Source organism: Paenibacillus sp. FSL R7-0333, from assembly GCF_038000365.1.
Lineage (GTDB): Bacteria > Bacillota > Bacilli > Paenibacillales > Paenibacillaceae > Paenibacillus_AQ > Paenibacillus_AQ silagei.
This window is the reverse complement of sequence record NZ_JBBOBZ010000001.1, coordinates 928,860-943,008: the sequence shown is the minus strand read 5'-3', so window position 1 is coordinate 943,008 and position 14,149 is coordinate 928,860. Positions and strand designations below refer to the sequence as shown.

Genomic DNA, 14,149 nt, shown 5'->3' with positions numbered 1-14,149 from the left:
GCTGCAGCCTCATTTCTTACTTGGATAATTTATAAATAATCTTGGATAATGTCATGACCAGCTTGTAGTAATTTTTGAAGTCACTAATATACTGGCCTGCCGCCTTTTCGAACATCTTCAGGACAATCTTCGCCCCGATATAATCGCGGTAGACATCCCATACGGCTCCTGCCGAATCCAGCACGTTGGCTCCGGATACAATCAGCACCTTCAGTGCATCCTCCGGTTCAATCCCTTCCGTCACCTTCAGCTGATTGGTGGCATCGGAGATACTAATCCTTCCGTTGCGCATGGCGGATACGACAACAATCATGGCGATTTCATTGTTGTCCAGCAATTTTCGTTCCAGGGAATCGAGACTGTCATAGAATTCCCGCTGTTTGGCGGTGGATACCTTTTTGAGAATACGGTAGGTCTCCTTGAGCACGCCGCCCGTGGCCATCTGAATCGCAGTGCCCAGATCCACGAGTGAGATCAGACCGGAATCCAGCATTCCCTGGGCGATGTCATCCATTGTCCAGCCGCCAATTCCCACCAGCAATCCCAGCAGCCAGACCGGCTGATAATTGATCGAGATGAGAGCACCCGCAACCTCACTGACCTGTGTAAATCCTCCGTCATACAGCGCTTTGGCTAAGGAGTAGTGGCTCATACTGCCCTTATACTTGTTCAGCAGCTTGGCAACATCAATTGCGGACAGACCGAGCTGCTGCCTCAGAACTGCAATAGTGTTGTCGGTCTGCACATTCCGATAAGCAATGTATTCGCTTGGTGTGTAGTCATTGCGGATCAGCCATTGCAGCTGCTCGTCCACGGGCCAGTCTCTCAGGAAGACCAGCGCCTGCGGTACTGAGAGTCCAAGCTTTTTGAGAATCGCGGCAATAGCATCCCCGCCTTCGCCTACTGCATCAAGCCCTCCCATAATCGCCGTACCCGTATATCCGTATTCACGCATGGCAAGAGCAATCTCTGCTATTGGCGCATTCGGCAGTCCTGCCTTGACAATCTTAATGACCTTGTACGGGAGCAGATTCCACTTCCGCAAATATTGAACGATAGCGGCTGGCGTATTAACACCCAATTGTACCAGCTGTGTTCCCTGCTCCTCTTCCGTACCTGCATTTTGGCGCATTTCGTTGAAGTAATTGTAGCGCATCTTCAGAATGCTGGCATTGTCGTAACCCAGGCTCCGCAGCGTATCCACCAGGTAGCTGGACGGTGCCAGCTCCAGCAGCCCCCGGAGCTCCAGCTCGGCAGCCACATCATTGGCATTCGCTCCCCGGTCCTTCATACGCTTTAGATAGGCGTAGAGCGGATCAGCGCCGAACACTTCAGTCACCGCTGCACGAACACGCTCCGCAGACATGATCGTAGTGGAGATCGCATCCTGCACACCCAACGCATCCAGATTGAAAATCACCTTCAGCGCAAGCACGATATCGGTATCCCTGAATTTCGCCTTCATATAACTCGCAACCGTTCCCGGGCTGCCCATAGAGGTTGCCGGAATCAACTTCGCGAGGTAGCCGATATTCGTGCTGCTGTAATACACCGTAGTGACGGCCAGACCAAGCTCCGGACCTTTGACATGCACTGCCAGCAGGGCGGTTGCTTCATCGGCACCCAAGTTATAAGCATCCTTCAAATACTGGAGGATATCCTGCACCGGTGTACCTTGCTTATAGAGCAGGCTTACAGCAGCCTCTGTACCCGTGATTCCATACAGATCAAGTACTTGCTGAAGCGTCCCAGAGGATGTGCCCACTGCAAAATACACCTCAGCCACTGTCTTCTGTACCGCATCCGCTGTGTAAATACCCAGTCCGTTCAGGATCTCCTTCGCCTCCGCCTCCGTCTTGCCGTAGCTCTTCTTCAATAGTTCTGCGATATACGCCATCCGGTAGCCGCTTGTGCTCAAGACCTGCGCCGCTTGCGGGGCATCTGTGAAAATACCCTGCGCTCTGAAGAACTCCATTGTGGCGGCATCATACGTGGTCCCATAAATGGCGCTGATGCTGCTCAGAACTGCTGAAGCACTGAACGATCCGTCTGCAATCAGCAGTGCTGCGGCAGCCGCCGCTGATTGGCCGTTATACTCTTTGAGCATTTTGACAATATCCTGGAGCGGGTAGCCCGCAGTCCATAGATAGGCAATGGCCGCTTGCTCTCCTGTAATTCCGGCTTCCTGCAGGATAGATTGAGGCGTTGCAGCCGTATTGCCTTCCTCCACAGCTGTGCCGTAGACCTGCCGCACCGTCCATTCTATAATGCTGGCGTCTTCCAATTGGAGCGACAGCAAAGCATCCCGAGTAGCCTGTAGCGAATTTCCATAATAGCTCTTGGATACTTCGGTCACATCCTGCAGCGTGTAGCCCAGCGAACGAAGATATGGCGCTGCATCCTGGATGGAGGCAATGCCGCTGCGGTTCAGCAGCTCCTCCACGCTCTCATTCACCGGTTTGCCGTAGTATTCCGCCACAGCAGCCAGAATGTCAGCCGCCGGATAGCCCCCGGATTGCAGCAGGCTGTAAGTCGTCTCTCCGGCGCTAAGATTGTAGTGCGTCTTGCCTGCAAGCACCAGGTCGGTGATTGCAAATCCGGCGCTTCTCAGCTCCGGCACAGCATCGGCGAACACGGTGATCCCCAGCGCATTCAGCGTATCCAGCCGGGTCTGCGTCAGATTCTGCCCGTATACATAGGACACCGAATTCTGTATGTCCTCATCACCATAAGATCCCTCGACGGTCAGAGCGGCGGCAGTCTCTCCGGCCTTTAACCGGTAATGCTCCTTGCCCACCCTGACGATCCCGTTCAGATCGAACTTCATGTTGCGCAGGAAGGATACAGCAGATTCCAGGGTGACCAGCCCGCTGGCTGCCAGTGAATCCACGATACTCTCACGCTGCGAGGTCCGGTAGATATCCGTCACACCCGCAAGGATATCCTCCTGGCGGTATAGCCGGGAATCTGTGAGCAGCTGCAAGGCTGTTCCCGCAGATAATCCGTATTCTGTCTTGGCCAGCCTGATGCTGTTCGCCAGACTGAACCGGGCCTGGAACACAAAGGCGATGGCTTCCTCGAAGGAGGGGGATCCCTGCCGGACAAGCAGTGCATGAATCACTTGTTCAACAGATTGTCCATAGACTGCGGCAAGGGTCGTTACCAGCACATTCCTGTCAGCCAGAATATTCTTCTGCACGAAGAGCAGCGCCGTCTGACCTGCGTCCTGGTGGAAGGCGTCTTTGGCTGAGCTGGCAATATCTCTAGGCGCAAATCCCGCATTCCACAGATATTCAACAGCTGCGCTTACTTCAGTAATTCCCTGCTCCTGCAGTGCTTCTGCTACCGTACTTCCGAGCGTCTGTCCGTATACGGAAGCAAGCCCGGATAGAATAAGACTCTGATCATTCGGATAAGCGGCGGTAAGCAGCTTGGCTGCTTCTCCGGCCGTAAGCCCGTAATAATCCTTGAGTGCGCGGGCCATATCCGGCAGCTTATAGCCGCCCTTCTGCAGAAATTCCAGTCCGTCTCCCGGCGATTCGTACTTGGCCGCACTGAGCAGCTGCGCAATGGTAATCTGCTGCTGGCTATAGAGCGACTGCAGCAGCGCAAGCGTTGCCTTCAGGTTGTTACGCACTCCGGCATGGATCAGCAGCCCCCTCATGACCTCGTCCTGGCTAAATCCGCCCTGAATCAGGGCCGGACCCACCTTGTCCGACTGCCAGTAGGCAGGGTAACGCGCAGCAAGCGTGTTAATCACGGAGGCAGCTGTAGCCCCTTGTGCCCGCAGCGTCTGAATCCACAGCGAGATTGGATCGCTGCCGTAGGCCCAGGCCGCCGCCCGGCCGATATCCTCCTGATCCTCGTTCGTCTGCTGGAGGAGCAGTGCCATCGCAGCAGCGCTATCCAGCCCGTAGACTTCGCGCAGCACCAGCGCCCGGTCCTTCAGCGGATACGGAGCCAGCCGATCAATGACCTGGCTCATGGTAAGACCTTTTGTAACCAGATAAGCAGTCACATCATTTGCTGCAATTCCGTATGTGCTGAAAGCGGCTACCCATTCACTCCACCCCTGACTGTCGAATTCAGCAGCGACCTCTTCGAAGGAATACCCCGCATTTTTCAGCGCAGAGATCAGGTAAGGCATTCCTTTCGCTCTGTCACCCTCTGTAGGGTAGAGATTAATCGTTCCTTCCACGATCATATTCAAGGTATATCGGCTGGATAAGCTCATGGCAACAGTGATATCCGGCAGCGTCGCACCAGCGAATAAATACTGGGTATCCTTCACCACCGTCCGCACATCACAGGCGCAGCCAAATCGGGAAAAGGCCTCGGTGCGCTCCAGCTCCACCCAATCCTGCATCGTGAGGCCCATCTGCCGGATAAGCGGCCCTGCAATCTCAACCTTATCCCACAGCCTGGAATTACTCATGGCTGCCGCTATTGCGGTAGCATCCGCCTGCCCATCCCTATCCTGGACGAATACGGCTCGCAGCGCCGTCAGGACATCGGCTGCTTCATAACGGTTGTTGTAATCATGGTAGAACAGATCCATTGCACCGCTCAGCGTGAGCGCTGTTCCCGCTTGTCTGTAAGCATCATACATTGTCTGCAGCGATTGTACCGACGTTTTGCCCGCCAGCCTGAACTGTCTGAACAGTTCATAGGAATTGCTGCCCTGCTTCAGATAATAGTCCGCCAGCTGAACCGGATCATAGCCCCCGTCCAGAAGATATTTCAGGATATGCTCCCGCTGGGATTGGGTAAGCCCTGGAGAGAGAGCCGCAATCGCTGCCGGGAGTTCTGCACCGAACTGTTCACGCAACAGCGCGGCCTGTGCTGAAGCCTGATACCCGCTGGTGGCGAATTGAGCGAGTACCTCGCTTAACGTGACACCTGCCGACACCCATAAATCATTCACGATGATGGCAATTTCCTGCACCTCATAGCGCTTGGCCATTAAGGCGCTAATGATCACGGAGGCACCATCTCCGGCCGATTTAACCGCTTCGGCCACTTCCCGTGCAGATACCTTCGCGTTCAGCAGCTCTGTCGCCGCATCCTGCTGCGAATATTCCCGGCGCAGCAGAGAATACGTATACGCCGCCGGGAAGCCAGCGCCCATGAAGGCCCGCAGCATTTCTGCCGCGCCAGCAAAGCTGTATTGCTCTGCAATTGCCTTGCTCACATCCGCCGCCGAATATCCCGCTTGGGACAGCCAAGTCGCACTGGTAACGGCATCGCCCGAGTACAGCTCCTTGATGACCGCTGCCGATTCCGTTGCCGGTTGCTTGCCTTCGGCCATGGCGGACACGGCCTGTGCATGGCTCAGACCATATGCACTCTGGACAGCTCCGGCAATCCCGAGGCTGTCATAACCTGTCAACCGGAGTAACTGTACGGTATTGCCGCTTGTTTCATTCCAGTTATCCTTTAGGACCTTCGCCGCTTCTGTAACGGATACATTGTAGCGCTTCAGATATCCCAGGATGCCTTTGCTGGACAGACCGAATCTCTGAAGGACCGGACCGATCTCACTGGCCGAATACCCTGCCGAGAGAAGCTCTCCTGTAATCAATCCATCATACGCAGCCGTAGCCGGCTTAAGGGAATTGTAGGCATCATAGACCGAAGACGCATCCGCGTTCATTGCATACAGGATCGGCGTCAGTTCTGAGCGGATCATCCCATACTCGATCAGAACCGCACGGTACAGATTCGCTGCCTTGAAGCCGCCGTCCCGCAGAAGCTCCGCTGTCTCCAGCGCCGTCTTGCCGTATTGCTTGTGAAGTATTTGAGCCGGGTAGGCTGCATCGTTCTTATAGGCATAGCTGGAGACGAACCCGAGCAGGGTCGCCACATTAGCCACCGGCAATTCGTCAAAGACAGCCAGGAACGTCTGATTGACCGCTTTCACCCGGTTCACACCGGTGTAAGCTACCGATACCGTGGAGGCTGAACCAATTACCCGGCCGCTGTTGTTCCAGCTCAAGAGGATCTGCGCCGGATCTGCGCCGAGTGCCGCAGTTACAGAGCTCTGCCACTGTCCGTCGATCTTGACGGAGAAGGACCCGCTTGAAATCACGCTGGCCAGCGGCTTGTCAAACGTGAGGATAACCTGGGTCCCATTCTCCGAAGAGGTCGCATCCAGCAGGTGGGGAGGCGTGCTTACATTATTCACCGTCAGCTCCGCACCGAGATCATACCCCGCTGCATCCAGCCGCAGCTTGAATTCCTTATTGTAAGCCAGGCTCGCTGCCACCTTGTACGTCTGTCCGAAGTCTGCCGTGGATACCGGACCCAGTGTTACCGGGTTGTTGCCGGTATCCTGCAAGCTGAACTGTACACCCTGAACCGGAGTACTGAAGCTTACCGTGAAGCCATTCTCATTCACACCTGTGAGACTTGAAGTGACACGATAAGCCACATACACCTTAACCGCTGCCCCAAAGTCATACCCTGTTTTCTTCAGGCTTAGCGAATACGTACTGCCCTCTGCAAGTTGAGCCTGAATGGTGTAGGTACCGGCATCTGTTCCCGCAGCGATATCCACCACCTTGATCTGATCGCCTGCCGCCGTAAGAAGCTCCACATCCTCAGGCTGCACATCAATTCCCTTGCGGCCCAGCAGCACACTTATTCCGCCGGCATCCGTACGGGTGACCTGGCTCGTAACCGCAACTGGCAGCACCACTTCGAGCGGCCCTTCTACCGGGTGGGACGGATCTTGCACCATCAGCGTATACGTTTGACCGGCGGCTATAGGCACACGCACCAGATAGATTTTGCCCGCATCGGCTGTACCCGGATTAGCATCATAGAATGAGCTTGCGGTGAGGGTTACACTCTGCCCGCCGGGTCCACTGAGGTGCACGGAGGACAGATTCAGGTCAGGCACGGCCTTGCTCAGATGCAGACTGAAGCCGGAGGTATTAATGCTGCTCGCCGTCAATAGCAGCATCGGAAGGACATCCAGATGAACCGACGGTCCAAAATCATACCCCTGAGCTGTCAGCTCCAGCCGGTACGCCGCCCCTTCCGTCAGCTTCGCCGCCGCTTGATACGTCAGCCCGCCGTCAGCAGTTACCAGCGAATCCAGCGCTACGGCTTCTCCGTTACTGTCCTTCAATATCATGTGGCTGACTTTCAAATTAGGGACTGCGGCTTGCAGCCGCAGGGTGAACCCGTTCTTGGACAGCGCCTCGATAGACTTGGCGACAGGCTGCAGCACCGTTAACGGCAGGACCGCGTCGAAATCATAACCGGCTGCCACTATATTCAGACTATAGGCGTCCCCGTATTGCAGTGCCGCTTGTACGGCGTAGGTCGCACCTCCATCTGAGGTGGTTGCCGCAGACACAACGCTCTGATTGCCCTCCGCATCCTTCAAGATGAAGCTGGCTGCGCTAAGTCCCGGAATAGCCGGGTCCAGCTTCACCGTCAGCCCGTCATTCTGAATTTTGTCATAGCTGAGTGCAACTTGTACCGGCACCTTCACCGCAAGTGCTGCCCCAAAGTCATAGCCTGTCCCGGCCACAGTCAGCGTATAGACCGCTCCATCTGCAAGATTAGCAGACAATACATAACCGGCCCCCCCGTTCAGCTCCTTGACAGCTGTAACCGGAGTGGACTGCCCGGCAGCATTAACCAGCTTGAAGCTGCCAGCCTTAAGCCCGCCAACAGCCGGGTTCAGGAGAACACTCACGCCTTGTCCGTTAACAGGACCAACCTCACTTGCAATCACACTCGGCAGCATAGCAGACAAGACCTCCCCGAAGTCATGACCCGTCTGTTGCAGCGCAATCGTATAGGTCTGGCCTCCGGCAAATGCTGCCTTCAGGCGGTAAGTCAAGCCATGGTCGTCCGTCACCGCAGAGGACACAGGCAACACTTGCCCTGCGCTATCCTTCACCGTGAAATCAGCGGCACTCATTCCAAAGACACCGGGATTCAGTCCGACCTCCATGTAGTCCGCTCCTATTCTCAACACTGCCGCGCTTATCATAGCCGGAACGTCAATGAAGATTGGGGTGCCGAAGTCATACCCGTGCTTGACAATACGCAGCGAGTAACGCTCTGTTCCCCAGAAGCTCGCTTCTACCTTATAAGTGAATCCCCCGTCCGCTGTCGAGATTTTCATAGGATGGTAGACTGTAGCGTTGTATCCTTGCTTGATGTTGAAATCACCCGGCAGCAGGCTTGGCATCGCCTGATCGAAGCGTACAGTGAACGCCTGATTGTTCCCGGTCTCCATCCCCTCGAACGCAGCCGCTACAGCCTGGATGGACAACGGCAGCTCCGTACCCAGGTCGTATCCCGCCACATGCAGGCCCAGCTTATACTGCACACCTGCCTTCAGATACACACTAATCTCATAAGATCGGCCCGCATCCCGGGTAAGAATCGAACGGAGGTTAACCGTTTCGCCCTTGTCATCCGTAAGGCTGAGATTCCCGGGGTCCAGACTGAGCGGTGAGGACAGGCTCAGCTTGAAGCCGGTCACAGACAACTGATCCACCGTGGCCGAAGCCGCATTCAAGGTGAACGGGTCAATGCTGTCAAAAACATACGGCGTCTTCGCAGCAATCTTCACCGTGTACGTCTTGCCGCCGGTCAGCGGAACAAGCACATTGTAGCTGCCTGGAGCAGTGGAAGCCTGGAGGGATTGTACCGCAGCGATATTTCCCTCTTTATCAGTGACCGTAATATCCGCAGCGCTTAGACCAGACACCTCCGTGCTCAATACGAGTTTGAAGCCGCTCCGCGACTGGCTGTGAATGATTGCATACACCCCTACTTGGAAGCCCACCGTAAGCGGAGCCCCGAACAGATAGCCGGGATACTTGGCTTGCAGTGTATACGTCTCGAAGGCGTCGAATTTCCCTTCAATATTGTACATCGCACTTGCCGGACCTTGAGAAGTCACCGTAATCGCGATCTTGCGGCCTTTGCTGTCATACAACGCGAAATGCTCTTCGGTCATATCCGGCAGATTCGGAGAGACGGACACCACAATCTTGTTCAGCACAGTGCCCACCAGCCGGAGAGCAGCCGATGCCGAGATATCGAAGGAGACCGGAGACGCCAGCCGGAAATCATCTCTCGCCAGATCCAGGGTGTACCCCTTGCCCGCTGCCACCGCATTCAGCGTCACCTGGTAGCTTAGCCCCTGATCCGTTGTCTTGAGTGAATACTCATTCACAGGGACTGGATTCCCGCTCGGATCACGGAGGATCACTTGCTGCGGGGTCAAACCGGTTACCTTGGAGCTGAATTGAAGCTTGAACCCCAGTACCGTTATATTGCTGAGTGCAGCCGTAATGATTTTCGATATTGGAAAAGCTACGGGTTCATTCACCTGATAAGTTACATCCGGCTTGTACTGTACCGTATACGTTTGCCCTCCGGCAAAGGTACCGGCAAGGGTGTAGTGAGCGCCTGCATCCGCAGTTGCCGCTGAAGTCAGTGCAATGCTGTCACCAGCGGCATTTCGGATTACAAAATGCCGCTGGGCCAGCCCCGGAACCGGCGCATCCAGCTGCACCTTCACACTTGCTGTTGTCGCCTCCATAACTGTCAGCGTTGGCGGCAGCCGGAAGGAGACTGGATTCATTGAGAATTCATCCTTGTCCAGTTTGAGCGTATAGGCCATACCCGGATTCAACTGATTGCCCGGCACTCGAAGCTGGTAGCTCGCCCCGCCGTCTGCCGACTCGAACAGATTCGGATAATAGAGCGTGCCGGATTCATCCGTTAACGACAGCCCCAGATAATTCTCAATCTCCGGGAACGCGGGAGCGAACTTCAAGGTGAACTGCCCATCCTTCGTTACATCCGCTATGCTGGCGGCAATCCACTTATTCACATGGAACGTGACCGGCGAGTCGAAGAGGATATACCCTTTCTTCAGCACGATCGTGTAGTCCGCATTCTCCGCAAGCGTTACCCGCACATGATAGGTCCCGCCATTATCACTCGTGGTTAACGTAACTCCGTTCAGCTTGTTATTCTGCGCATCTGTGATCATAAGGTCGCCAGGCAGGAGCCCCATTACCGGGTTGGCAAAAGAAAGCTCGAAGCCCGCACTCGTGATCTTCGATACACTGGTTGTCCCTGCGTCTGTGGTCGCTGCAACCTTGAAATTCACCCCTGCTTCTGGTAGATGCCCGGTCAGCTTCAGAGTATAGCTGCCTCCCGCCAGGTGGGCCGACAGCCGGTAGCTTGCGCCCTGGTCCGCCGTTGTTGCTGAGGATATCACTACGGGATCTCCTGTATCGTTGTTCAACAATACGAAATTCCCGGCATCCAGCCCATCCACAGCATAATCAAGCTTCGCAACCAGCCCATTGTTCTCAATCTCATCGACAGAGACTGTAGCAATTAGCGGAACTAAGAAGGTGACCACGTTCGGGTCCACCTCTGCATCCAGCGCGAGACTATAGTAGCCCGGAGTCAAGGCCGCCGAGAACTGGTAGCTTCTGCCTTCCGGATCATTCATGACCGCCTTCTTGATGGGAATCTCCGGGCCTCCAAAAGCCTTGGTTAGCTTAAAGCCGTATTGCGTATTAATCTTCATCGCAGGTGCCATCACAAGCGTGAAGCCGCTGTACGTCGGATCTACTACAGTGTTCTGGGCATACACATAAATCTTCTTCGGCGCGCCGAAGTCATACCCGTCCGCCTGAACCGATACGTAATAACTCTGACCGCCCTCTCCGTCAAAAGCCACTACATAGATCCGCTGCTGGTTATCCCAAGTGACGCCTGTAACCGCAACCTCATAGCCTGCCAGATCCGTGGCCCTGAAATGTTCAGCCGTCAAATCCGGCACGCGCGGATTCAGTCCGGCCATGAATTGGGTCGGCTTCCGCCCCGCGCCCCACACATTCAGAGTCGCGTTCACCAGTGTGGCCGGCTTCCCGAAGCTGTAGCCCGGAGCCGTAATGCCAAGTACAAACGGGCCTCCGGCATTAATCTGCGTGGTAAGCAGCTTGTAGGTACGGCCTCCGTCACTGGAGCCCGCCGAGTCCAATACAACCGCCCCGCCACTGCTAGTCGTAAGCTCAAAGGCTGAGACAGTCAACCCCGGCACCGCCCGCCCGAAGTGAACCGTAAGGCCGCTATAAGCACCGGGGTACCCGTCGAAGGTCGTATACTTACTGATCTCCACGGTCTCAGGAACAACTAGGGTCCCTTGTATGAACCGTCCTTCATAGAGATTGACATGGTAAGCATAACTTCCTGCTGCGGGCAAATCCGCAGCTATCACTGCAGATTTCCTGTCCAGACCAAGCTGGACTTCATCCACGGCTACGGCCCCGCCGCCCGGAGCCTGCAGAGTCATATCGCCTGCCGAGAAGTCTGGCGTACCTTGCGCAAACTGCAGCTCAAATCCGCTATGCGTCACCCAGCCTGCCGAAGAGGGAACTTCCTCTGCCTGGACCGCCAGAGCCGCCGGTTCCGTGAACTCATACCCGTCCATATCAAGCGAAAGGGTATACGAATCCTTCGGGGCCAGGCTGGCCCACACTTCATATTGCTGGCCGGGAACCACTGTACTGAGCATATCGATACTGACCTGCCCGCCCGCCGCGTTCTCCAGCACCAGGCTCAGAGAATCTATCTCCGGCACTGTCTTATCCATAGACAGGATAAAGCCGTAAGTACGCACGGTGCCAATCGAAGGTTCAACCTTCACCTTGCCTACGGCTGGTACAGTCACTTCAAGCGCTGTCCCGAAGCTATAGCCGCTCCGTTCCATACTAAGCGTGTAGGTGCTGCCCGGGACAAGTCCTGTAGTAATCGTGTATACACCGCCATCCTCTGCGGAGGCCGCTCCGTCCACCGGAATGCTGCTGTCATCCCCCGCTGTCAAAGCGAAATGAGCTGGGGTTAATCCCGCAACCGGTGGATTCAAGGATACCCGGAAGCCCGTCTCCGTGATGCCGTAGACCTCAGCAGATACTGAGATCACTACCGGGTCCGTAACCGGAACGAATACGGACACAACCCCGCCGAAGTGGTAGCCCGCCTTCGTCACGCTTAACAAGTAGGTAGCCCCTTCCTGCAAGGCAGCTGTCAGCTGGTAAGAGCTTCCGCCGTTATGGGCAGCAGCCTCTTGAATAGCGACAGCTTCGCCCGTCCCGCTGCGCTTCAGGGTGAAGCCAGACAGCGGCAAATCGGCTACCGGCTGATCGAACTGGACCTCCAAGCCCGCTACACTGATATTCTGCACCGCCGTGGCCACCCGAATATCCTCCGGTGTAGTCACCGGAATAACTAAGGTTACCGGGGCCCCGAAGGCATACCCTGCCTTAGAGAGTGTAATGGAGTAGGTCTCCCCCTCTTTTAAGACTGCGGCAACCCGGTAAGAGCTTCCCCCGTTCAGTGAGCCAATGAAGGATATCTCTATGGCCTGTCCCGCTGCATCCTTCAGCGAGAGCTCTGCTGCTGTCAGGTTCGCAACAGGCTTGCTGAAGCTGAGCATGAAGCCGCTCGGAGTACCGAGCGCAGCAGTAACTGCCACCTCAAGCGGCTGCTCTGCAGGCGGCAGGGTTGGCTGAGGTGTTGGGGATGGAGTAGATGTTGGAGATGGCGGGGTCGTCGGGTTGCTTCCGCCACCGCCACCACCACTTCCTCCGCCAGTTCCACCCGCTCCACCTGCTCCGGCAGGAGGCGTGCTTGCAGCCGGAGCAGTAACCGTATACTCTCCGCGTGTCGTAGTTTCCACGCTGCCGGGGGAACGTTCAAACACTACTTTTGGAGCATCTACCAGTGCCTTCACGATTTCTCCCGCGCCTGATACACTTGCTGTGCCATGCAGCTCCAGATCACTTACCTTCACGCCTTCGTTCAGCGTAATGGACGAAGCGCTGACTCCCCCTGCAACGCTTAAGCGGCCTATGGTCCCCGAGGTGACCACAACCTTGACGTTGCTCTTAATCTCCACCGAGCTGAACTCCCCGCTCAGGGTGACTTCTCCCGACCCTGAAATGACAACTCCCTCAATACCGCCGGAAGCTGTCCCGCTCTGCTCTGACTCAAGCTTGGCATCGGACTGGACATTCAACTGCCTGATGATCGATGTCCCGCCGACCACAACCCGTACCAGACCGTCCGCCCGATCCACGGTTACAACACCGAGCTGCGAATGATTGATATGTACACTATGGGCACCGCCGCCTTGAATATCTGTGCTGCCCTGTACCGTCACCTGTTCAAGGTAGATCTCTCCGTCTCCAACCTTGGAGCCGATGAGCAGATTTCCTTGAACCTGAACGTTGCGCAGCGTTATGCCCGGCGCATTCAGGGTAAGATCACCGGCAACGGTGAACGAGCCTGTAGCAGGACCATAAGTGCCGCCCGTCTCCAGAGTCTTCGCTGGAGGAATGATCCCTCCCTCTGCATGGCTGCCGGACTGCTGCTTCAGACGATCCAGCAGCACAACGGCTTCGGCCCGTGTAAGCTGCCGTGAAGCTGCAATCGTTCCATCCGGGAAACCCTTCATGTAACCGGCACTTAGCACAGCACCCAGCGCATCACGGCCATAGCCCGGAATACTGCCGGCATCCTTGAATACCTTCAGCGGATCTTCGCCGTCCTTCATCAGCACAGGCGTAAGCTTGGCGAGCATTACGGCCGCCTCCACCCGTGACAACGGCTTGTCCGGCTGGAAAGTCCCGTCAGGAAATCCCGTCACATATCCGGCCTGGACCGCTGCCTGCACCTGTGAGACGAACCAGGCCGCAGAGGGAACATCCTTGAAACTGATCTTTCCCGTTCCCTGGTAAGCAAACAAGCGGTTCACCAACGCCACAAACTCTATACGTGAGATAGTCTGATCAGGCCGGAAGCTTCCATCCTGGAAGCCTTTGATATACCCGCCTCCTATCCATTCGCTTAGTTGCGGCTCCGCCCAATGACCGTTAATATCGCTCGCAGCAGAGGCTGTCCCGTTCACAGCCGCAGCCTCTGCCTGGCCTGTCTGCCAAAGTCCGGGACTCCACAGCCCCGCAATTAGACTGACAATCAACAGCCAATGGAGCAAGAGCCTTATTCTCTGTTTTGCCCGGTGGTTCTTCACGCCAATTCCCCCTTCATCACAGCACCTTTGTTTTTCGACAATCTATGAGATTTTTCTCATAGA

At 55.8% G+C, this 14,149-nt stretch carries 1 protein-coding gene; it reads right to left on the bottom strand.

All coding sequences use genetic code 11. The features are described from left to right. Nucleotides 1–16 precede the first annotated feature (16 nt). A complete protein-coding gene (locus MKY86_RS03830; RefSeq protein ID WP_076081130.1) occupies nt 17–14,086 on the bottom strand; it encodes an S-layer homology domain-containing protein in 14,070 nt (4,689 codons plus the stop codon). Nucleotides 14,087–14,149: the final 63 nt, after the last annotated feature.